Origin of the sequence: Janthinobacterium sp. FT14W (assembly GCF_009208755.1) — a bacterium.
GTDB classification, from domain to species: Bacteria; Pseudomonadota; Gammaproteobacteria; order Burkholderiales; family Burkholderiaceae_D; genus Janthinobacterium; species Janthinobacterium violaceinigrum.
In genome coordinates, this window is record NZ_WFLL01000016.1 from 37,281 (window position 1) to 59,582 (window position 22,302).

The 22,302-nt window shown below is 63.7% G+C and carries 22 protein-coding genes; 8 read left to right on the forward strand and 14 right to left on the reverse strand.

The genetic code is table 11. From position 1 onward, the window contains the following. Positions 1-63: 63 nt before the first annotated feature. Complete coding sequence (locus tag GCN74_RS12905) at positions 64-978, forward strand: LysR family transcriptional regulator (RefSeq protein WP_152257062.1); 915 nt, start codon at positions 64-66, stop codon at positions 976-978. Here the strand turns inward: GCN74_RS12905 and GCN74_RS12910 are convergent. Then, positions 975-3,134: a putative bifunctional diguanylate cyclase/phosphodiesterase gene (locus GCN74_RS12910; protein WP_152257063.1), complete on the reverse strand. Its 2,160-nt coding sequence runs from the start codon at positions 3,132-3,134 to the stop codon at positions 975-977. The two genes, GCN74_RS12905 and GCN74_RS12910, sit on opposite strands and share 4 nt — an antisense overlap. 188 nt (positions 3,135-3,322) lie before the next feature. Continuing rightward, entirely contained in the window at positions 3,323-4,246 is a 924-nt protein-coding gene (locus tag GCN74_RS12915; protein WP_152257064.1) for a LysR family transcriptional regulator, read from the reverse strand. Positions 4,247-4,413: 167 nt separating this feature from the next. Here GCN74_RS12915 and GCN74_RS12920 point away from each other — a divergent pair, with 167 nt between their 5' ends. From GCN74_RS12920 to GCN74_RS12940, 5 genes are all read left to right on the forward strand, one after another. After that, complete coding sequence (locus GCN74_RS12920; protein WP_152257065.1) at positions 4,414-5,115, forward strand: pirin family protein; 702 nt, start codon at positions 4,414-4,416, stop codon at positions 5,113-5,115. A 33-nt stretch (positions 5,116-5,148) separates the two neighbouring features. Then, entirely contained in the window at positions 5,149-5,550 is a 402-nt protein-coding gene (locus GCN74_RS12925) for a DoxX family protein (RefSeq protein WP_152257066.1), read from the forward strand. Between the two features lie 160 nt (positions 5,551-5,710). Then, positions 5,711-6,364, forward strand: coding sequence for a GTP cyclohydrolase II (ribA, locus tag GCN74_RS12930; protein ID WP_070224093.1), 654 nt, complete (start codon positions 5,711-5,713; stop codon positions 6,362-6,364). Between the two features lie 69 nt (positions 6,365-6,433). Continuing rightward, a complete protein-coding gene (locus tag GCN74_RS12935) occupies positions 6,434-7,837 on the forward strand; it encodes a S1 family peptidase (protein WP_152257067.1) in 1,404 nt (467 codons plus the stop codon). Then, on the forward strand, positions 7,834-8,814 hold the full coding sequence (locus tag GCN74_RS12940; protein ID WP_152257068.1) for an FHA domain-containing protein: 981 nt from the start codon (positions 7,834-7,836) through the stop codon (positions 8,812-8,814). Before GCN74_RS12935 ends, GCN74_RS12940 begins: the two co-directional genes overlap by 4 nt. 98 nt (positions 8,815-8,912) lie before the next feature. Here the strand turns inward: GCN74_RS12940 and GCN74_RS12945 are convergent, their stop codons facing one another. Then, positions 8,913-9,569 (reverse strand): CCXG family PEP-CTERM protein, encoded by a 657-nt coding sequence (locus tag GCN74_RS12945; RefSeq protein ID WP_152257069.1) that lies wholly within the window; start codon positions 9,567-9,569, stop codon positions 8,913-8,915. Positions 9,570-10,097: 528 nt separating this feature from the next. Here GCN74_RS12945 and GCN74_RS12950 point away from each other — a divergent pair. Continuing rightward, positions 10,098-10,436 (forward strand): MmcQ/YjbR family DNA-binding protein, encoded by a 339-nt coding sequence (locus tag GCN74_RS12950; RefSeq protein ID WP_152257070.1) that lies wholly within the window; start codon positions 10,098-10,100, stop codon positions 10,434-10,436. On the opposite strand, the gene GCN74_RS12955 is transcribed toward GCN74_RS12950, so the two are convergent. After that, positions 10,437-11,057 (reverse strand): TetR/AcrR family transcriptional regulator, encoded by a 621-nt coding sequence (locus tag GCN74_RS12955; RefSeq protein ID WP_152257071.1) that lies wholly within the window; start codon positions 11,055-11,057, stop codon positions 10,437-10,439. Between the two features lie 92 nt (positions 11,058-11,149). On the opposite strand from GCN74_RS12955, the gene GCN74_RS12960 reads away from it, so the two are divergent. Further along, positions 11,150-12,388 carry an MFS transporter gene (locus GCN74_RS12960; protein ID WP_152257072.1) on the forward strand — a complete coding sequence of 413 codons (1,239 nt, stop codon included), beginning with the start codon at positions 11,150-11,152 and terminating at the stop codon, positions 12,386-12,388. Positions 12,389-12,401: 13 nt separating this feature from the next. Here GCN74_RS12960 and GCN74_RS12965 read toward each other — a convergent pair whose 3' ends face one another. The 10 genes from GCN74_RS12965 to GCN74_RS13010 all read right to left on the reverse strand — a co-directional run bounded on the left by GCN74_RS12965 (position 12,402) and on the right by GCN74_RS13010 (position 22,284). Then, on the reverse strand, positions 12,402-12,704 hold the full coding sequence (locus tag GCN74_RS12965; RefSeq protein WP_152257073.1) for a hypothetical protein: 303 nt from the start codon (positions 12,702-12,704) through the stop codon (positions 12,402-12,404). A 57-nt stretch (positions 12,705-12,761) separates the two neighbouring features. Next, positions 12,762-13,937 carry a PQQ-dependent sugar dehydrogenase gene (locus GCN74_RS12970; RefSeq protein ID WP_152257074.1) on the reverse strand — a complete coding sequence of 392 codons (1,176 nt, stop codon included), beginning with the start codon at positions 13,935-13,937 and terminating at the stop codon, positions 12,762-12,764. A gap of 114 nt (positions 13,938-14,051) precedes the next feature. Then, positions 14,052-16,091, reverse strand: a complete 2,040-nt coding sequence (locus tag GCN74_RS12975; protein WP_152257075.1) for a PKD domain-containing protein — start codon at positions 16,089-16,091, stop codon at positions 14,052-14,054. Positions 16,092-16,260: 169 nt separating this feature from the next. Beyond that, positions 16,261-16,761: a 2-C-methyl-D-erythritol 2,4-cyclodiphosphate synthase gene (gene ispF / locus GCN74_RS12980; protein WP_152257076.1), complete on the reverse strand. Its 501-nt coding sequence runs from the start codon at positions 16,759-16,761 to the stop codon at positions 16,261-16,263. A 17-nt stretch (positions 16,762-16,778) separates the two neighbouring features. Next, positions 16,779-17,483, reverse strand: coding sequence for a 2-C-methyl-D-erythritol 4-phosphate cytidylyltransferase (gene ispD / locus GCN74_RS12985; RefSeq protein ID WP_152257077.1), 705 nt, complete (start codon positions 17,481-17,483; stop codon positions 16,779-16,781). Between the two features lie 16 nt (positions 17,484-17,499). Then, positions 17,500-18,198 carry a hypothetical protein gene (locus GCN74_RS12990; RefSeq protein ID WP_193317065.1) on the reverse strand — a complete coding sequence of 233 codons (699 nt, stop codon included), beginning with the start codon at positions 18,196-18,198 and terminating at the stop codon, positions 17,500-17,502. Positions 18,199-18,206: 8 nt separating this feature from the next. Then, positions 18,207-18,764: an NUDIX domain-containing protein gene (locus tag GCN74_RS12995; RefSeq protein ID WP_152257079.1), complete on the reverse strand. Its 558-nt coding sequence runs from the start codon at positions 18,762-18,764 to the stop codon at positions 18,207-18,209. 174 nt (positions 18,765-18,938) lie between these two features. Continuing rightward, entirely contained in the window at positions 18,939-19,262 is a 324-nt protein-coding gene (locus GCN74_RS13000; protein ID WP_152257080.1) for a DUF2818 family protein, read from the reverse strand. Between the two features lie 3 nt (positions 19,263-19,265). Continuing rightward, a complete protein-coding gene (gene nuoN, locus GCN74_RS13005) occupies positions 19,266-20,768 on the reverse strand; it encodes an NADH-quinone oxidoreductase subunit NuoN (protein WP_152257081.1) in 1,503 nt (500 codons plus the stop codon). 16 nt (positions 20,769-20,784) lie between these two features. Next, positions 20,785-22,284, reverse strand: coding sequence for an NADH-quinone oxidoreductase subunit M (locus GCN74_RS13010; RefSeq protein ID WP_152257082.1), 1,500 nt, complete (start codon positions 22,282-22,284; stop codon positions 20,785-20,787). Positions 22,285-22,302 lie beyond the last annotated feature (18 nt).

Below are 22,302 nucleotides of genomic sequence, written 5' to 3' on the forward strand. Positions count from 1 at the left end.
ATCGGGCATTCCACTTTTGATATAGACTCCGATAATGGAAACACCTGTGAAATGGATTCAATAATGGCCCGGCAAGACATCAACCGTTCGTTCGAGATGGGCGTCTTCGTGGCCGTAGTGGAAACGGGCGCGTTTTCCGCCGCCGCGCGCCGCCTGGCCCTCACGCCGTCGGCCGTCAGCAAGCTGGTCAGCCGGCTGGAAGCGCGGCTCGGCACGCGCTTGCTGCAGCGCAGTACGCGCCAGCTGCACACCACGCCCGAGGGCGACGCCTTTTTTATCCAGTGCAAGCGCATCCTCGACGATATCGACGGCGCCGAGCGCGAAGCGGCGCAGGGCGCGGCGCCGCGCGGGCGCTTGCGCATCAACTGTTTCGTGCCGTTCGGCGTGCGCCACTTGCTGCCCATCCTGCCCGAGTTCGCCCGCCGCTATCCCGACATCGTGCTCGACGTGGTCGTCAGCGACGCCGTCGTCGACTTGCTGGAAGACCGCACCGACATTGCCATCCGCACGGGCAAGCTGAAGGAATCGAACCTGGTGGCGCGCAAGCTGGGCGAAGAGCCGATGCTGGTGGTGGCGTCGCCCGCCTACGCGGCGCAGCACGGCCTGCCCCGCACGCCGCAGGAATTATCCGGACACAATTTATTGGCCTTCAATTTCCGCTGCCAGAACGAAACCTGGCCCTTCCTCGATGGCGCGGGCGGAACGCTGCAGGTGGCGCCGCAGGGCAATACCTGCGTCAGCGATGGCGAAAGCATGCGCCAGCTGGTGCTGGCGGGCATGGGACTGGGACGTTTTTCGCGCCAGCACGTGCTGCGCGACATCGAGCACGGCGATTTGCTCCCCGTGCTGCAGGACTACAATCCGGGCGACCGGGAACTCGTGCACGCCGTCTTCGTGGGGCCGGGCCTGCAAGTGCCGGCCAGGGTGCGCGTGATGCTCGACTACCTGCTGGAAAAGGTAAAGCTGGGCGGCGCTTAGAGCGCTACCGCCTCCAGGCGCAGCTGCCGGCCCTCGCCCAGCATCAGTTCGAATTCCGACGCCGGCACCGCCGGGCTGAACAGATAGCCTTGCAGCTGGTCGCAACCGAGTTCGCGCAAGAAACGCATCTGCTCGGCCGTTTCCACCCCTTCGGCGACGATTTCCTGGCGCAGCTGCTGCGCCATGGTGACGATGGCGCGGGCGATGGCGCAATCGTTTTCCTCGAAGGGCAAGCCGATGACGAAGGAACGGTCGATTTTCAGGGTGCTGATGGGGAATTTCTTCAGGTAGGCAAGGCTGGAATAGCCGGTGCCGAAGTCGTCGAGCGCCAGCGCCAGGCCCATGGCCACCAGCTGGTTCATGATGTCGATCACCTTGTCGGCGCCCCGCATCAACAGGCTTTCCGTGATTTCCAGCATGATCTGCTCGGGCCGTACCTGGTAGCGTTCGAGCACGGCCGCTATACGCGCCGGCAATTGCTCGTCGAACTGGCGCGCCGACAGGTTGACGGCGATGGCCGGCATGTGCAGGCCCCGGTCTTCCCAGCTGCGGATCTGGCGGCAAGCCTCGTCCAGCACCCAGGTGCCCAGCTCCAAAATCAGACTGGTTTCCTCGGCAACGGGAATGAAGAGGCCGGGCGAGACCATGCCGCGCATCGGATGCTTCCAGCGCAGCAAGGCTTCCGCACCCACGATGCGTCCGCTGGCCAGGCTCACCTTGGGCTGGTAATGCAATTCCAGCTCCTTGTCGCCCAGCGCCAGGCGCATTTCGCTTTCCAGGCGCAGATGCTCCTTGGCCCGCCGGTTCATGTCCTCGCGGTAAAACAGGAAGGTCGATTCGATGGTCTGCCCCGCCTTGGCCACGGCCACGTCGGCAAAGCGGAACAGGGCCGGCGCTTCCAGGCCGTCTTCCGGATACACGGTGATGCCGATGCTGGCGCCCACGTGCAGCGCGTGCGCATCGATATTGATGGGCGCCTCCAGCAGATTGAGCAGTTTTTGCGCCACGTTCGCCGCGTGCTCGCGCTTTTCGATATGCAGCAGGGCCACGACGAATTTGCTGTTGTCGACGCGCGCCAGGATGTCCGCGTCGCGCAGGGCGCCGCGGAACAGCTGGCCGATGGCGATCACCAGCTGGTCGCCCACTTCATGGCCCAGGGTGTCGCTGATGGAACCGATGCGGCTGATGTCGATGACCATCAGCGCGCCATGCGTGCCCTGGCGCTTCGCTTCGGCCAGCCCCTGGTCCACCAGCTGGTTCAGCAGGCAGCGGTTGGGCAAGCCCGTCAGGCTGTCGTAGTTGGCCATGCGCTGCATGCGCGCCTCGGCATCCTTGTGCACGGAAATATCGGAAAACAGGGAAAACACATGGCTGATTTCGCCGAATTCGTCGCGCACGACGCTGATGGTGACGTCTTGCGGGAACAGCTCGCCATTCTTGCGCTTGCCGATGATCTCGCCGCGCCAGGAGCCGTGGCCCCGCATGGCGGCGCGCACCTTGGCGCGGAAATCGGGATCGTGCACGCCCGAGCGCAGCAAGTCCGGCGTGCGGCCGATGGCTTCGGCGGGCGAATAGCCGGTGATGCGGCTAAACGAGCTGTTGATGGAGACGATGCGCTCTTCCGCATCCGTGATCAGCACGGCCTGTTCGCTGTCTTCGATGATGCGCGCGTGCAACCTCACCTTGTCCACGTCGGACAGCGGTTCGCTCATGGCCGACAGGCGCACGGCCATGCCGCAGCCCTTGCCCGCCTGGTCGTGGATCACGTGGCGGTGCATGCGCAGCCACGTCACCATGCCCGACTTCTTGCGCCGGCGCACGTCGGTGGCCACGTCGCCCTGCGTGAAATGCAGCTCCAGCACGCTCGCTTCCGCGTCGTCTTCCGGATACAGAAACAGGATGTGCTGGCCCAGCGCCTCCAGTTCGGAATAGCCGAACATCTGTTCGGCGCCATGGTTCCAGCCGATCAGGAAGCCGTCCGGGTCGATCTCCAGCAAGGCGTCGGGCGGCGCCACGCGCACCACGGGCCGGCTGGCGCCGCGCAGCCGCTCCAGCTCTTCCTGCAGCCGCGCCAGGGTGGCGGCCTGCTGCGGCCCCGCCTGTTCACGGGCATCCTGGGCCAGGCGCAGGCACAGCGCAACCTTCGCCTCAAGCATGGCAACCCCACGCCAGGAGCAAGTCGGGGGAACATATCAGGAGCGCTGCAGTGTGTGTAATCATCAAAATCCCACTATGGGGCATGGAGGTCGGGCGGGAAATACTGGAAATACTGTGAATATGGTAACTTAAAAATGTTGGCGTATGTCAACATTTTAAGACCTACGCAGAATGGCCGGGTGCGGCGTCAGGCACGGCCCGGCAGATGCTGCGCCAGGCGGGCAAACACATCCGGCTCGCGCATGCGCGCCATCCACCAGCGCAGCGCGGCGCCATCCTCGCCCACGCGCCACGCCAGGTAAAACGTTTCCGACGGTTTCGGCTCTTCCACGGCCTTTTCCACCAGCAGGCCGCGCGCAATGGCGGCGCGCGCGCACGGTCCCGGCAGGAAGCCAAAACCCAGTCCCAGCACCTGGTAGTCGAACTTGACCTGCATGTTCGGCACGCTCAAGGCGTCCTGTCCCAGCAACAGCCCCACGGTGCGCGGCGCCATCTGGCGCGCCGAATCGGCCACGACCACGGCCCGGTGCTGCTGCAGGTGGCCGCGCGACAAGGGTTCCGCCACCTGCGCCAGCGGGTGCGTGGGCGCCACGGCAAACACGAAGTCGAGCATGCCGATCGGCTGCGCGATATAGCCGCCGCCCGCGGGCCCGTCGCCGGGCGCGCCCACCAGCAAGTCGGCCCGCCGGTCCAGCAGCGCTTCCCAGGTGCCTGACAGCGTGTCTTGCGACAGGCGCAGGCGCGTCTGCTGCGCCACCTCGTAAAAAGCGCACACGTCGTCGGCCAGGGCCACGGCGGAAAACATGGAATCGATGCCGATAGACAATTCCGTTTCCCAGCCGGACGCCACCCTGCGCACGCGGTGTTCGAGGTCCTGTGCCGCCTTCAGCAGATAGCGGCCCTCTTTCAGCAATTCCTGGCCCGCCGCCGTGAGCGTGACTTTCGGACCGTTGCGCTGGAACACCTGCACGCCCAGGTCGTCTTCCAGCTTGGCCACCGTATAGGAAATGGTGGACGGGACTTTATGCAACTCCTTGCCGGCCGACGAGAACGATCCGCGGCGGTCGATGGCGTCGACGATTTGCAAGGCTTCCAGGCTCAGTCTTAACATTCGATTTTTTCGATCATAGTGCGGTAGATTTTCCGTTTTTCTTTCTGGACCGGGACGCCTATACTTTCTTCATCGTACAGCGAAGGGCAGAATCAGCGCCACGGCAACTGCCAGGCAACGGTCCTTCGAAATTATCGCACATTCACCTACCAGAAACGGAGTTCACCATGTTACAGATTCGTCACAGCGAAGAACGCGGCGCCGCCAACCACGGCTGGCTCAATTCCCACCACAGCTTTTCCTTCGGCAGCTACCACGATCCGCTGCACATGGGCTTTGGCCCCCTGCTGGTGATCAATGAAGACCGGGTCACGCCCGGCCAGGGTTTCGGCACGCACGGCCACCGCGACATGGAAATCATTTCGTATGTGCTCGACGGCGCGCTCGAACACAAGGACAGCATGGGCACCGGTTCCGTCCTGCACTACGGCGACGTACAGCGCATGAGCGCCGGCAGCGGCGTGCGCCACAGCGAGTTCAACCATTCAAACACGGATGGCTTGCACTTCCTGCAGATCTGGATCCAGCCGAACGTGACGGGCATTGCGCCCAGCTATGAAGAGAAGCATTTTTCGCCGGACAGCAAACGGGGCAAGCTGCGCCTGATCGCCTCGGGCGACGGCCGCCAGGGTTCCGTGCTGATCCACCAGAACGCGGCCATCTACGCCAGCATCCTGCAGGAAGGCGAACAGGCCGAACACGCGCTGGAAGAAGGCCGCCTCGCCTATGTGCACCTGATCCGCGGCAGCCTGGTGGTCAACGGCACGCCGCTGAAAGCAGGCGATGCGCTGAAACTGACGCAGGAAGCCAGCGTGAGCATTACCCAAGCGGAAGATGCGGAATTCCTGCTGTTCGACTTGCCTAAATAATTCATCAATCGATATAAAGAAAAAGAAACCATCATGAAAAACAATACAGATATCCTGCTGCCCCTGGGCCGTGCCGCCCTTGGCGTGCTGTTCTTTGTCTCGGGCTTGCTGAAAATCGGCAGCTTTGCGGGCGTGGCCGGCTACATGGCCAGCCAGGGTTTGCCGCTGGCAAACATCCTGCTGGTCGGCGTGATCGCCCTGGAAGTGGGCGGCGGCCTGCTGCTGATCACGGGCTGGCAGGCACGCTGGGCGGCGCTGGCCCTGGCGCTGTTCCTGATTCCCACCACCGTGATCTTCCACGCGTTCTGGAGCGCGGATGCGGCCCACTTCCAGGACCAGCTGACGAATTTCCTGAAGAACCTGTCCATCTTCGGCGGCATGCTGTTGCTGGTGGAGCGGGGCTTCGGCAAGGCCAGCCGCCTTGCAAAAGGCTGATCCGGCCACAATTAGAGGCATATCACCAGGCATTCCAGCCTTCAAATCTCAGCCAGGGGAAATGGCTTCTCCTGCTTTTTGGTATGATGACAGGGCGCGCCGGCACCGGAGTGGTCAGGCGCGCCTTTTATTTTTGACAATTACCTATATGAGCACAACCATGCAAAGCGGCGCAGACCTCCTGGCGACAGGCGAATTGGATTACACGACTTCCTGCGCACTGCCGACGCCGTGGGCCCAGTTCACCCTGCACGCCTTTGTCGAGCACGCCACGGGCAAGGAACACCTGGCCATGGTGCTGGGCGATATCGGCAACGGCGAACCGGTACTGGCGCGCGTGCATTCCGAGTGCCTGACGGGCGACGTGCTGTTTTCCCAGCGCTGCGACTGCGGCGCCCAGCTCGAAGGCGCCTTGAAACGCATCGCCGAGGAAGGCCGCGGCATTTTGCTGTATTTGCGCCAGGAAGGGCGCGGCATCGGCCTGATCAACAAGATCCGCGCCTACCGCCTGCAGGAGGCGGGCGCCGACACGGTGCAGGCGAATGAGCAGCTGGGCTTCAAGGCCGATGCGCGCAACTACACCCTGTGCAAGCCCATGTTTGCCCAATTCGGCATCCACAGCCTGCGCCTGATGACGAACAACCCGCGCAAGATCGCCGCCATGGAAGCGCTGGGCATCACGGTGGCCGAACGGGTGCCCCTGCTGGTCAACCGCAACGCCTTCAACCAGCACTACCTGAACACCAAGCAAAGCAAGCTCGGTCACATGATGACTCCGGAGACGGCGCCGGCGCTGGAAGACGGCGCCCTGTAATCCCCCGGGCTGGCGCGTGCGCGATGCCGCGCCGCGCCGGCCCCGCTCCTGCCCACGCACAAAGGATGCATGAAATTATCTAACTTCGCCTTCCTGCTGGCCAGCCTGTGCGCTGCCGCAGGCGCGCACGCGGCCCCGGCGCCTTCGCCAGCCGCGGCCACCACCGCTTCGACTCCCCCCATCAAGCCGCCGCCGGCCACCGCCGCGCCCGCCGCCACCGAACATGCGGCCCTGCCGCCGCCCTCGTCTGCCGCGCAAAAACTGTACACGGCCGCGCGCGCCGACATCCTGCAAGTGCGCGTGCTGCTGAAAAATGGCCGCACGCAATCGTCCGTGGGTTCCGGCTTCCTGATCGGCACGGGCGACCTGGTGGTGAGCAACTATCATGTCGTATCGCAATTCGCCCTCGATCCCGATACCTACGTGGGCGAATGGGTCGATACGGGCGGCCAGCGCGGCAATGTGGAATTGCTGGCCGTCGACGTGCTGCACGACCTGGCCGTGCTGCGCGTGAACCGCCATGGCACGGGCTTTTTCAAGATGCCGGAACCGTTGGCACCCCTGACCCAGGGCCAGTACCTGTATTCGATGGGCAATCCGCTGGACCTGGGCTTCGCCATCTCGGAAGGCTCGTACAACGGCGTCGTCACGCGCAGCTTCTATGACCAGCTGATGTTTACGGGACCGATCAATTCCGGCATGAGCGGCGGCCCCAGCGTGACGGCCAGCGGCGACGTGGCCGGCGTGAACGTGTCGAAGCGCCTCGATGGCGAGCTCGTCAGTTTTCTCGTGCCGGCCCGCTATGCCCAGCAATTGCTGGCCAAGGTGGCCCAGCAAGGCAAGCCGCCGAAAGACTTCAAGCCGCTGGTAACGGCGCAGCTGCTGGCGCACCAGGAAGTCATGCTGGCGCGCCTGCTCGACACGCCCCTGAGCCTGAAAGCCATGGGACCGTACCGCGTGCCCGTGCGCGAATCGGACCAGATGCGCTGCTGGGGCCGCTCCAACGTCAAGTCCGACAAGCCCTATATGCTCGACAACACCAGCTGCGCCATGGAATCGGCCATCTTCATCTCCGGCGCCCTGCAGACGGGACAAGTGTCGATGCGCCACGAATTCCTGCGCAGCAGCGAACTGGGCGCGCTGCGCTTTTCCGAACTGGCCAGCACCTCGTTCAAGAACGAAAGTTTCGGCAGCTATAAAAGCGTGCACCTGACGGGCCCCCATTGCACCGAACAGTTCGTCAAGAACGCCACCCTGCCCCTGCGCGCCGTGCTATGCGTGCGCGCCTACCGCAAGTTTACCGGCCTGTACGACTTTGCCCTGCTGGCCGCCAGCACCGATGAGCCACTCATGAGCCTGCAAAGCCGCATCGACGCGCGCGGCGTGTCCTACGCCAACGGCATGCGCGTCACGCGCACCTTCCTCGAGGCGCTGTCGCGCGCGCCCGCCACCACCGGTGCGCGCAAGCCATGAAGCCGCCCTACTACCTTGAAATCCTGGCCGAGAATGGCGAAGTGCAGCAGCGCCAGCGCATCGATGCACTGCCGATCCACATCGGGCGCGGCTACGACAACGACTTCATCCTCGACGATGCGCATGCGGCGGCCCGCCACGCCATCGTCGAGGACGACGGTGCGGGCGGCCTGCTGCTGCGCGACCTGGGCAGCCAGAATGGCGTGATCCACCGGGGCCAGCGGCAACTGCAAGTGGCCTTGAGCGGCAACAGCATCGTGCGCCTGGGCCACACGCGCCTGCGCGTGCGCGCCAGCGACCATCCCGTGGCGCCCGAACTGAGCGACACCACCCGGCACGACTGGGAAGGCTTGCGCCCCGCCGTCGCCGGCCTGGCCATGATCGGCGCCTCGGCCGCCTTCAGCAACTGGCTGGGCGACGCCGATGCGTTCGACCCGATTTCCTACCTGATGATCATCGCCTACGCGCTGGCCGGCGGCCTCGTGTGGGCGTCGATCTGGGCCGTGGCAAACCGCCTGTTCGGCCATGTGGCGCGCTTCGGCCGCCACCTGTTCATCATCGGTTGCGGCTTGCTGGCCATGGAAGCGTGGGAACTGGGCAGCAACGTGGCCGCGTATGCGCTGTCGCTGGAAGTGCTGACACGCTACGGACGGCATATGTTCATCGTCATTGTCTGCGTGATGATCTACTACCATTTGTGCACCATCAAACCCCAGCATCCGCGCCGCTTCGGCCTCGTGGCCGTCGTGCTGGCCATCGTGGGCTCGACCCTGATCCTGCTGAGCAATCTGCAGATCAGCGGCCGCCTGGCCGACGAGGCCTACATGTCGGTAATCTACCCGCACGCACTGCGCCTGAGCCCGGATCACGCGACGGCAGCCTTCTTCCGCGATGCGGCCGGCCTGCAGCGCGCCGTCGACGCCGAGCGCAGCAAGGCGGCCAAGGGCGCCGACGAAGACGACGACAGCGGCGACTGACAGTGCGCACATAAAAAAAGCCCGCCGCATCCTGACGGAGCGGCGGGCTTTTTCACGCGCGCCGTGCGGCACGCAGTATCGCTGCCTGGTACTTGCGCTTAGAACTTGGCTTCCTGCTTGCGGCGCGCCGTAAAGCCCAGCAGGCCCAGGCCGATCAGCAGCATGGCGTAGGTGGTCGGTTCCGGCACGGCCGACACCAGGCCATCGGTGCTGGAAAAGCTGGTGAAATTGCCGTTGCCTGCCTTGAACTGGACTTGCTGGCCGCCATCGCAGCAGCCTTCCAGGCCGAAGATGCTCAAGGTATGGTTGCCTGCCGACAGGGTGCCCGAACCGGCGAGGAACTGGCTGCTGCTATTGTAGTTACCGGACCACCACAGGTCGCTGCTCTTGAAGTCCAGCGCCACGCCGTCGAGGAACAGGGCGCCGCCATTGCCGAAGTCGACGCCGCTGCGGAAGCTCCAGGCGCCAGCATTGGCCGCGCTGACGCCAAAGTTGATCACCGACTTGAAGGCGACGTTGGAACCACTGCCGAACAGGCTGCTATTCGTGACATTGTTGTAGCTGGCAATCGTCGTCGTGCCATAGCCGGCGCCCGGCGTGGCCACGGCGGCATTCACCACGGACTGGTAGGCGGCGGCGGAAGCTTGCGCGCCAGCGTTCGAGTAGCCGGTGGAGACGGTGATGGTGCTGGCGTTCGCATGGGCAAACGCAGCAGCGGCGATCAGGGACAAAGCGATTTTAGGCAAGTTTTTCATGATGGATATCCAGTCAGTAAGTATTCAACGGGCGCAGCAGGCGTGAAGGCGCTTTAGCTGAATACACGCTGCATTGAGGCGTGTCGGCATCGCGCGGGAAAGTGCAAGAATGAGCGGTCGGGGGCGTGGCTTCCGCAAAACTTCGCAGACTTGCGGCGTGCCATGGCGGCACTGCAAGCGTCCTGGAAAGGGTTCGGGTTCCCGGGACAAGGCCAGACAATTGACGGGTCAGGTAAAACGTTGAGTCTATTCTATCTTAAATTCCCTGGAAGAAAAGTATTTTTCTTTTAGTCATGTAAGATATTTTTATGGCAATCGCACGACAGGCGGGAAAAACAGCCTGGACGGCCGTGCCGCACGGGCATCAGCGCCGTGGACGCGCCTGCGCACGTGTCGCGCAAGCACCACAAACGGGCGCGCCGGTGTCGCATCTTGCGCATTTCTTTTCGCATGCCGCTGCACCACGGGGCGAAACAGCATGGCAAAATGTAGTCACGCTGCTATCTATCCGAACTGGGGGAAAGAGGAATGGTCGACCTGGAAGAACTACGCTATCTGGCACTGTCGTTTCCCGACACCACCGAGGAAGAACACCACGACCGTCCGGCCTTCCGCGTGGGCGGGAAGATCTTTGCCACCCTGCCCGACGACGAGCACATCAACGTGCTGCTCGATGCGGAAGCGGCGCATATCGCCACCGTCATCACGCCGTCCGGCTGCGAAAAGCTGTGGTGGGGCGAACGGCTGGCCGGCATCACGGTGCGCCTGGCGGACGCCGAGCTGGACATGCTGGCCGCCGCCCTGACGGCCGCCTGGCGGCGCAAGGCACCCAGCGACCTGGCCAAGACCATTGCCCCCAGCGGCTAGCTACAGCGGCCAATTGCGCAGCAACAAGCCCACCATCTGCTGCAATTGCTCGCGCGATACGCCCGCCGCCGCCTGGATGGCCATGCCCTGCGACAGGGTCACGACAAAGCGCGCCTGCTGCTCGGGACAGGAATCGGGCGGCAAATCCCCCTCCTCCTTCGCGCGCCGCAAGCGGTCGCGCAACTTGATTTCACCGCGCAGCCGGCGCGCGAACAATTCATCGCGGATCGGCAAGGCATCATCGCTGCAGGCCAGCGCCGCATTCACGCCCATGCAGCCGTGCGGACCGTCCGGCATGGTCTGCGCGTCCACATACTGCGTCAGCAAGGCTTCCACCACCTGGCGCGCCGTCGGCTGCTCCAGCGCCGCGTCGAAAAACTGCATGCGCGTGTCGCTGTAGCGCTCGATCGCCTTGTGGAACAGCTGCTCCTTGTTGCCGAAGACGGCATACAGGCTGGGCCGGTTCATGCCCATGGCTTTCGTCAATTCCGGCAGGGAACTGCCTTCATAGCCCTTTTCCCAGAATACCTTCATGGCGCAATCGAGCGCCTCGTCCGCATCGAAGGTGCGTGGACGGCCCGTTTTCGCCTTGACGGTTTCATCTTTTTTATCTTGTTTCATACCGTTCGGTAAAAAATTATTGACAACAATGTCTGCCTTCGCTGATTATATACCGACCGGTTAAAAACCTCTCGGCTTTTCAGGACCCCACCATGCAAACACCACCTGCTTCCTCATCCGCCCCGGCGGCCACCAGCGACGATACCACCGTGGCGCCCTGGCTGGCCGTCCTGTCGGTCGGCATCGGCGCGTTCGCCCTCGTCACGTCCGAATTCCTGCCCGTCGGCCTGCTGCCGGCCATGGCCGCCGAACTGGCCATCACCAAGGGCCAGGCGGGGCTGATGATCACCACGCCCGGCATCGTTGCCGCATTTGCCGCCATCTTCGTCACCGTCGGCTCGGGCCGCCTCGACCGCCGCATCGTGCTGCTGGCGCTCACGGCCCTGCTGGTCGCGTCGAACCTGCTGGTGGCGCTGGCGCCCTCGTTTGGCTGGATACTGCTGGGCCGCGCCATGCTGGGCGTGGGCGTGGGCGGCTTCTGGGCCATCGGCAGCGCCATCGGCCCGCGCCTGGTGGCGCCGCAGCATGCGTCGCGCGCCATGTCCATCATCTTTGCCGGCGTCTCGCTGGGCACGGTGGCGGGCGTGCCGGCCGGTGCGCTCGTGGGCGATCTCGTGGGCTGGCGCGTCGCCTTCGGCGCGGCCAGCGCCATTGCCGTGCTGGTCTTCATCGGCCAGCTGTTACTGCTGCCCAAGCTGCCACCGACGCAAGCCATCCGCTTGCGCCAGTTGCCGATGATTTTCGGCATCCGCAAGGCCAGGCTGGGCCTGATCGCCACGGCCATGCTGTTCACGGGCCAGTTCGCCGCCTACACGTATATCGCGCCTTTCCTCACGCAGATTTCGCACCTGGCCGCCGGCACGGTCAGCGCCATGCTGCTGGTCTATGGCGCGTCCGGCTTCATCGGCAACCTCGTGGGCGGCTGGGCCGCCGGCCGCTACGAGCGGGCCGCGCTGATGGTCACGGGCGCCGTGCTGGGCCTGTCCACCCTGGCGCTGGCCGCGTTCGGCAGCCATTCGGTCACGGCCATGCTGCTGGTGGCCGTGTGGGGCTTCGGCTTCGGCGCCATGCCGATCGCCGTGCAGACGTGGATGTTCAAGGCGGCGCCGGAGCTGATGGAAGGCAGCAGCGCGCTGTTTGTCGCCATCGTGCAGGTGTCGCTGGCGTCGGGCGCCTTGCTGGGCGGCATGGCCGTCGACCGGCTGGGGGTATCAAGCGCGATGGTGGTGGGCGGCCTGTTCGCCCTGGGCTGCGCCGTGACGATCGCCGTCTTCGGCAAGCCGCGCGCCGCCCAACAGGTGGCCGCAAGTGCCGCTGCCTGCAAGGCCTAGCCCAAAAGCAGGCTCAGATGCGGCCGCGGCGAAATTCGCCAAGGAATTTCGTCACTTCGGCCGGCGCCATCAAGACGTCCGCATCGCCGTGATACGCATACAGGAAGGGCGTGCCGCCCAGGCGGTCCGTCAGCTTGGCGAACAGCAAAAAGCGGCTGCCCAGCGGATAGCGCTGCAGGTCGGCCAGGCGGCGCGAGCACTGCACGGCCAGCTCGGGCGAAAAAGCCTGGCCCGGCACGGGGCGGATTTCCACGCGGCCATTGACGGCGCGCGATTCGACGGCAACGTGCCGATATGCATAAGTATCACGGGCCATGCCGCCACCTTGTCTTGAATAAAGGCGCCATCTTAAAGGAAGACGGCGCCTGCCGTGCTACTGCGCCACGATGCGCAGCAAGCGGCCGTTGTCTTCGTCCGTCAGCGCATACAGGTAGCCGTCCGGGCCCTGGCGCACGTCGCGCACGCGCGCGCCGATGGCCAGGCGGTCCTGCCCCGTCACCTTGCCGTGCGCATCGACGGCGATGCGGCGGATATCCTTGGCCGCCAGGCCGCCGCTGAAGATGCTGCCGCGCCAGGCGGCAATCTTGTCGCCCGTGTAGACGGCCAGGCCGGACGGGGCCGGCGACGGCACCCAGGCCACGCTCGGATTGATCATGCCCGCCACCTCATGCTTGCCCACGGGTTCGTGCGTCGTGTAGTCGGCGCCATAGCTTTGCAGGGGCCAGCCGTAGTTGCCGCCCGCTACCACCAGGTTCAGCTCGTCGCCGCCGTACGGACCGTGTTCCGTGGCCCACACGCGGCCGGAAACGGGGTCGAGCGCCAGGCCCTGCACATTGCGGTGGCCATACGACCAGATTTCCGGCAAGGCGCCCTTGGCCGCCAGCGGGTTGCCGGGCGCCGGTTTGCCGTCTTCCGTCAAGCGCAGGATGGAACCCTGGTGCGTGGCCAGATTCTGCGCCTGCTCGCGCGCCAGGCGGTCGCCGATGCGCAGCGGCGGATTGCCGCCATCGGCCACGCTCATCAGCAAAGTGCCGTCCGGCAGCCACAGCAGGCGCGAGCCGAAATGCTGGCCCCCGCTCTTTTCCGTGGCGACCTTGAAGAGGGTCTGGATGCCCGTCACCTTCTTGCCGTCGAACACGCCGCGCACGAGGGTCGTGCGGTTGGCCTCATTCGTGCCCGTCGATACCGTCATGTAGACGCGCGGGTTCGGCTTGTTGGCATCCTGCGGGTGCAGCACGATATCGAGCAGGCCGCCCTGCCCGCCCGTAAACACCTTGGGCATGCCTTCCAGCGCCACGTCGGTAAAAGTCTTTCCATTCAGCAGATGCAAGCTGCCCTGCTTGCTGGTGACCAGCGCACGCCCCTCGCCCAGCCAGGCGATGCCCCACGGCTGGCGCACGCCCTCGGCCACCGTGACGGCCTTCCATTGCTGTTTCGCGGCGGGCGGCTCGCCTGTGGCGGCCAGTTCGGCGTGGGCGGGCATGGCCGATGCCGCGAAGGCCCCCAGCAACAGTGCGGTGGCAAGGCGTGTGCGCTTGATGATGAGCATCCCGAATTCTCCTGTGTCGGCTATGAAAAAAGGCGGCCGGGATGGTGTTGGCCATCCCGCCGCCTTCTAAAATATCACATCTTGCACGGCGGACGCGCCGCCGTTTGCATGCGATCAGCGATACACGAGGTAGTACTTGGCGCGCGCGTAACCCTTCTGCGCGCCGCCCGTCTGCACCACCGCAAGCAACTCGCCGGCCGATGTATGGAAGACGCCAAGGCCATAGCTGGCTTCGCCGCCGATCACGGGCAGGCTGACGCTGCCTGCAGGGAACAGCAATTCGCCGCTATATTTCTTGTAGCTGGTCTGGTACGTCGTATCGTAGCCCGAAGAAACGTACTCAAGCGAGCTTTCCATCAGCAGCACTTCCGCCGTGGTGGGCGAATAGCTCATCGACAGGATGGTGTTGCTCTGGCCGCTGTTGCCATTACCAAGGATGAAGTGCCCCACATATTTCAGCGTTTCGGTATTGAAATACGAACCGTTTGCGGAAAACAGCAGATCTTCCTTCGGCGACAGGAAGAACGGCGACGTCATGTAGTAATCGCCGTAAACGCTGCCGCTGGTCAGGATGGCATTCGTTTGCGGATCGAAGGTGAAATACGAGAGGCTGGAGCTGCCAGCCGGCGCGAGAAAGACCTTGCTCTTCGATACGGCGAACGCGCCGCGCAGGACGCCGTAGAAGCCGCCGCCGGCGCCGTAATCGAGCGCAGGCAAAGCCTGCCCCGTGCGGGCATTGATCACGGCGACCGCCGGCCGCGCCGAGGAAGACAGCGTCTGGCCCGAGAGGAAGACCACGCCGTCGTTGGTGACGAATACTTCCGTTTGCGTGCCGCCGGTACCCGTCGACTTCAGCACGGTGCCGGCGACCAGGTCCACGAGGCTGACCACGCCATCATGCAGCACGCCGGCCAGCTTGCCATCCGGGCTCAGATTGAAGGCCTTGACCGTCGTCGGCAGATCGATGCTGGTGATGGCGCCATCGACCGGATTGATGACTTTCATGGCGTTCGGCTCGGCCGTGATGGCGACCAGGCGATCGGTCGCCACGCTGTAACGCATATCCAGCGGCTTGAACGGCAACGCGAGCACGCTCGAGGTCGAGGTGACGGCATTGAGTTTCAGGTAGGCGACCGCTGTCTGGCGGCCATTGCTCACTGTCAGCGACAGCACGTAAGCACCGGCCACGTCCGGCGTGAACGATGGTATGGCAGCCGTGGCGGCGCCCAGCGTCGCAACGGAACCGGCAGGCCGGCTGTCCACCGTCCAGGCGTAGGTCAATTTCGCGCCGCCCTCGTCATAGCTGAGGATGCCGCTGGTCACCACCGGCTGGCCGACGGGAACCGTTTGATTGTTGCGGCTGACGACAGCCACCGTGCCCTGGATCACGCCCGTCGGCAAGCTGTTGTTGGCGTCGAACTGGTACACCGTCTCGGCATAGGCTCCCTTCCCGTCCGCGCCACGGGCGCGCACGATGTACAGGCCCAGCACATCCGGCGAGAAACGGGCCGTTTGACCTGCGGCATACAGCACGGACGCGCTGCCGGACGGTTTCTGCATCAATTCCCACGTGGTGGTGACCTTGTCGCCATCCGCATCGGTACTGCCCGTGGCGTCGAGGACGATGCCGGAGCCCACCGATATGGCCATGGCTGGCTTGACGACCGGCTGCGCCGTAAAGGTGGCATTGACCACCACGACGGCGTTCGGCACCCGGTTATTGACCAGTACCGTGACATTTTTGTCGACCCAGCCGCCCTTGCCATTGGCCAGGCGCAGCTTGAAGACATACGTTCCCAGCACGTCGGCCTGGAAGTTGAGCTTGGCCGCGCTGGCAGCGTCCAGCTTGAGCGCGCTGTCCGCCGGCTTGGAGACGATGCTCCAGGCAAAGGTCAAGGTATTGCCATCGCTATCCTTGCTGCCGCTCGCATCGAGTTCGATGGGCGCACCCATGGTGCCGATCGCGTCGGCGCCTTCGGCCGCCGCTGACACGGCGCCGGCAAACAGAATGGCGGGCTGCGGCACGACGGCCGCGGGCGGCGTCACGACGCTGCCATCATTGCCGCTTCCGCCGCCACATCCGGCCAGCATGGCCATGGCCAGCAGACTGGCGCCCAGCCAGCGCAATACCGGCCCCTGCATACGACTCTTCATATGATTCCGTTCTCTAATATTCCCGTGGTTAGAAAGATGACGTCTTGTCGCGTCTAAAATGCGCACGCATATTATCATGACAACAACGTTAAATTTTCACCAAATTTCACTTTGGAAATATTAATTCACAGAAATCATTAAAAATCAGCAATATTTACCGCCCGCCGCCTCAGGCGCGCAGCAGCAAGGCCACGGCTTCGGCCGCGATACCCTCTTCGCGGCCCAGATAGCCCAGCTTTTCATTCGTCTTGGCCTTGATGTTCACCTGCCCCGCCGATACGCCCAGGTCTTCGGCCACGTTGGCGCACATGGCGGCGATGTGCGGCGCCATCTTCGGGCGCTGGGCGATGATGGTGGCGTCGATATTGCCGATAATATAGCCGGCGGCCTGCACGCGGCGCACTGCTTCGCGCAGCAGGGTGCGCGAATCGGCGCCCTTGAATTGCGCATCCGTATCGGGGAAATGGCGGCCGATGTCGCCCAGGGCGGCGGCGCCGAAGATGGCGTCCGTGATGGCGTGCAGCAGCACGTCCGCGTCGGAATGGCCGAGCAGGCCCAGGTGATGGGGAATCTTCACGCCGCCGATGATCAGGTCGCGGTCTTCCACCAGCGCGTGGCAGTCATAGCCCTGGCCGATGCGGAAAGGCAGTACGGGAGTCGTTGTGTTCATGCGGGTCTCTTTACAATTCAGGAATGGGCCAGATACAGCTCGGCCGTTTGTATGTCGCGCGGCAAGGTCACCTTCAGGTTGCGCGGGTGGCCCTCGACGAGCCTGGGCGCCAGCCCCAGCGCCTCGACGGCGCTGGCGTCGTCCGTGATCGCCTGCGGGTCGGGCGCCTGCGACAGGGCCCGGTGCAGCAAGGCATAGCTGAACATCTGCGGCGTCTGCGCCAGCCACAGGCCGTCGCGCGGCACGGTCTGCGCCGACATATTGGCCGGGCCCGCCCGCTTGACGGTGTCGACCACGGGCAAGGCCAGCAAGCCGCCGGCCGGATGCTCGCCCACCTCGTTGATGAGTTTGCCGATCAGTGCCGGCGTCAGGCCGGGACGGGCCGCGTCGTGCACCAGCACCTGGTCGTGCGCGGCGATGCTGCCGTGCAGCGCCTGCAAGGCATTCAGGATCGTCTCCATGCGCGTGGCGCCGCCGCAGCGCAGGACCGTCACGCCTTGATCCGGCACCAGGCCATCGATCTGCCCGTCGTCCGCGCTGACCACGATGTACGTGTGCGCGATGAGGGGGCTGGCGAGAAAGGCGTCCACGGCGTGGCGCAACATGGGCTTGCCGGCGATGAGCAGGTATTGTTTGGGGCTGCCCGCCTCCATGCGCGCGCCCACGCCGGCGGCGGGGATCAGCGCAAAATAGCGGGGGCGATTCGATGCTGCTGCTGTCATGCGTTTCCTTGTCGTGTCACTGCTGGGCGGGCCGTGCCTTGCCCGCCAATATATTCTGGATGTCGCCATTGCACGCCTTGCCCAGGCGCGCATATTCCTGCGGCGAATCGATGGCCGCCTGCAAGACTTCCACCCTGCGCATCTCGGCCTTGATATACGGCAACCAGCCCGTATCGATCTCGCGCGCCAGCGCCGCCCTGGCCGTTCCGCTGGGCGCATACAGGGGCCGCGCCTCGAAACGCCGGGCCAGCGCGGCGCGCACGGTCTTTTCCACGCGCGGCAGATGCTCCATATAGGTTTTCATGTGCCGCAGCTCGTGCGCGAGTATCTCATCATACGCGCAGCTGCCGGGGGCGAACTCGCGGCCGATGTAAATCACCACGGGAGCGTAGTTGAGCTTGACGGATATCTGCGGCGCCACGCATTCGTAGCCGCTGGCAGGATCTTGCAGCATGGGCCCGGCCAGGGCAATCTGCACCTGCGAATCCGTCTTCGTCAGGCCCAGCACCCAGGTATTGGGCCGCGCCATGCCCTTCATCACCGTCAGCGCCTTGTACGACAGATGCGTGTCGATGCTGTAGCCGTTCTGCTGCACCGTCAGCACCGACACCGTCTTGCTGATCGTGTCTTCGCAGCGCACCTGGAACGGCGTGCGCGTCTGCGCCTGCGCCCCCAGAGCGGCACCAGCGAGCAGCAGGAAGAGCGCCTTGCGCATGCGCAAGGTCAGGCCGGCTGCCAGGCGCCGCTGGTGATCTTGTCGAGCCAGAAGATGCCGATGACCGTCTTCACGTCCGTGATCGTGCCATCCCTGACCCAGTCGAGCAGCTGCGGCACGGTCGTCGTGAACGTTTCCAGGAACTCGCCGTCGTCGAGGCGACGCTCGCCGGCCACGAGGCCCCGTGCCAGGAACAGCTCCAGGTGCTCGTCGGAATAGGCGATGGCGTTGTGGATGGTGGAGACGAACTGCCAGTCGGTCGCCGTGTAGCCCGTCTCTTCCAGCAATTCGCGCTGGGCGCAGGCCAGGTGGGACTCGCCTGCGTCGATCTTGCCGGCCGGGAATTCGATGAACACGCGGTCCAGCGGATAGCGGTACTGGCGCTCCATCAGTACGCTGCCGTCGTCGAGCAGCGGCAGGATGACGACGGCGCCCGGATGCAGGATGAATTCGCGCACCGTGATCTTGCCATCGGGCAGTGTCACCCGGTCGCGCTGCACGCGCAGGAAGCCGCCCTGGTAGGCCAGCTCGCCGTCCACTTTGGTTTCAATCAGATTCGTATCCATGAAATTCCTTTATTCAATAAAAAACGGCGCCAGAGGCGCCGCTTTCGGAGGGGAGGAACACTGACAAAACCGTAGCGAGCGGCAGTGATTTGTGGCTGAGAAGCGGAACTGTGCTTGAGCACAGTGAGCATCGCAGGCCGCAAAGCGCGACGCGCAGTAGGTTTGGTCAGCGTTCTAGCGCCGTTTGCGCAGGTAGCGTGCGACAAAGCCGGGGAAGGCCAGCACGAGGAACAGGCATCCCGTGATGGCATAGAATTCCCACGTCTGCGGGAAACCGTTGCCGATGCGCGCTTCGAGCGCGAATGCCACGGCGCCGACGATGAAGTACAGCACCACCATCTCCAGCAGGCGCAGTGCCAGCGGCTTGCGCCAGCCCTGCTCCGCCGGCGCGGCTTTTTTCAACGGCACGGCGGCAAACAGCTTCTCGTTCAAGAATGGCAGGTTGGCGCCCAGGATGCCCAGGGCGATCACCAGCCAGCTCGAGACGGTGACATCCATCGGTCAGGACGCCAGCGTCTTGGTGATGGCCGAAGCGCAGGCCGCCAGGATGCTGTTAGGCATCACGCCCAGCGCCAGGACGAACACGCCGTTCAGGGCCAGCACCACGCGCATGTCGCCATGCACGACCAGCGCATTGCTATCCGCAGGCTCGTCGAACCACATCATTTTCACGACGCGCAGGTAGTAGAAAGCGCCGATCAGCGAGAACAGCACGGCGGCGATGGTCAGCCACAGCTGGCCCGTGGCCAACACCGATGCCAGCACCGAGTACTTGGCCATGAAGCCCATCAGCGGCGGCACGCCGGCCAGCGAGAACATGAACAGGGTCATCACCAGCGCGAAGATCGGGCTGCGTTTGCCCAGGCCCTTGAAGTCGGCCAGTTCTTCTGCTTCGAAACCATTACGTGCCAGCAACATGATCACGCCGAAGGTACCCAGGGTGGTGAACACATAGGTGATGACGTAGTACATCGAAGCGCCGTAGGCGGTGGCTGCGCCAGCCGCGTTCAGGGTATTGTTCGGCGCATCGACGGTACCCGACAGCAGGCCCAGCAGCACGAAGCCCATTTGCGCAATGGTCGAATACGCCAGCATGCGCTTCAGATTGGTTTGTGCGATGGCGGTGAAGTTGCCGATGGCCAGCGACATCACGGCCAGCACCAGCAGCATTTGCTGCCAGTCATGCGCCATCGGCAGCAAGCCCTCGGCCAGCAAACGCAGGGTAATGGCAAACGCGGCCAGTTTCGGCGCGCCGCCCAGCAGCAGGGTCACGGCCGTTGGCGAACCTTGATACACGTCAGGCACCCACATGTGGAATGGCACGACGCCCAGTTTGAAGGCCAGGCCGGCGACCAGGAACACCAGGCCGAAGACCATGATGGTGCCGTTGGTCTTGCCGTTTTCCAGCGCCACGCGCAGTTCGCCCAGGTCCAGGGTGCCGGACGCGCCGTACAGCATCGAGATACCGTACAACATGAAACCGGAAGCCAGTGCGCCCAGGATGAAGTATTTCATGGCCGCTTCCGTGGCCTTGGCATTGTCACGGCGCAAGGCGATCAGCGCGTACAGCGACAGCGACATCAGTTCCAGACCCAGGTAGATGATCAGGAAATTGTTGGCCGAGATCATGATCATCTGGCCCAGCAGTGCAAACAGGGCCAGCACGTAGAACTCGCCGCCCAGGTTACCCGACAGCATGTTGCGGTCGGTAGCGTAGGCACGCGAGTAGATCAGGGTCAGCGCCACGGCGCCGTACGAGAACAGTTTCAGCAGCTGCGACATCGGGTCCGACACGAACATGTTGTGGAACGTGTAGACGGTGGTGCCCGCGTTGAAGTCGCCCACGGTCAGCAAGGCGCAGCCTGCCAACGTCAGCAGGGACAGCGCGTAGGTGATCGAACGCTTCGCCGCAGGCAAGAACATATCGATCAGCAAGAGCGCCGACGTGGCGATCAGCAGAAAGATTTCCGCGTACAGCGGTACCAGATTAGGTGCATTAGTCATGTTATCGGTCTTCTATTTAAGGCAACTTGCTGGTGGCGACATGCTGCAGCAGGTCGGCAACCGAAGTTTGCATCGTGTCGGTGAACGGGGCTGGGTACAGACCCATCACGAGCACGGCGATGGCCAGCACAGCAAGCATGAAGAATTCACGTTTGTTGATGTCGGTCAGTTCGGCCACGTGCTTGTTCTTGATCTTGCCGAATACCACGCGCTTGGCCATCCACAGCGAGTACGCCGCGCCCCAGATCAGTGCCGTTGCAGCCAGCAAGCCGATCCAGAAGTTGAATTTCACCGCGCCCAGGATCACCATGAACTCGCCGACGAAGCCGGACGTGGCAGGCAAACCGCAGTTGGCCATCGAGAACAGCACGAAGAAGGCGGCAAATTTCGGCATGCGGTTCACGACGCCGCCGTAGTCGGCGATGTTGCGGGTATGCATGCGGTCATACAGCACGCCGATGCACAGGAACATGGCGCCGGAGATGAAGCCGTGCGACACCATCTGCACGATACCGCCCTGCACCGAGATGTCGTTGAACATGAAGAAGCCCAGGGTGACGAAACCCATGTGGGCGATCGACGAATAGGCGACCAGTTTTTTCATGTCGGTTTGCACCAGGGCAACCAGACCGATGTAGATGACGGCGATCAGCGACAAGGCGATCATGAAGCCCGACAGGTAGTGGCTGGCGTCCGGCGTGATCGGCAGCGAAAAGCGGAGAAACCCATATGCGCCCAGTTTCAGCATGATGGCGGCCAGCACGGCGGAACCGCCCGTTGGCGCTTCCACGTGGACGTCCGGCAACCACGTGTGCACGGGGAACATCGGCACCTTGACGGCAAACGCCATCAGGAAGGCCAGGAAGATGAAGATCTGTTCGTTCATCGTCAGCTTGAACGCATGCCAGGCCAGGATGTCGAAGGTGCCCGACACATTGCGCAGGTAGATGATGGCAACCAGGGTCAGCAGCGAGCCGAAGAAGGTGTACAGGAAGAACTTGAACGACGCGTACACGCGGTTCGAGCCGCCCCAGATACCGATGATGATGAACATCGGAATCAGGGTTGCTTCAAAGAAGAAGTAGAACAGCAAGCCGTCCAGCGCGCAGAACACGCCGATCATCAGGCCCGACAGGATCAGGAAGGAGCCCATGTACTGGGCGATGCGCTTCTCGATCACTTGCCATGCAGAAATCACCACGATCACCGTGATGAAGGCCGTCAGCGGCACGAACCACAGGGACAGGCCGTCGATGCCCAGCGAGTACCAGATATTGAAGGTTTCAATCCAGGGCGACTTCTCGACGAATTGCATGCCGTGGGCGGCGTTGTCGAAATGCTGGATCAGCGGCAAGGTGCACAGCATGCTGAGCACGGCGCCAGCCAGCGACAGCCAGCGGGTAAAGCCCGCTTTGCTGTCACGGCCGAGAGCCAGGACCAGGACGCCGCAAATGATCGGCACCCAGATTGACAGACTCAGGTAAGGAGGTAGTGTAGAAATCGTAGACTGCATCATGGTTCTCAGTATTCTTTT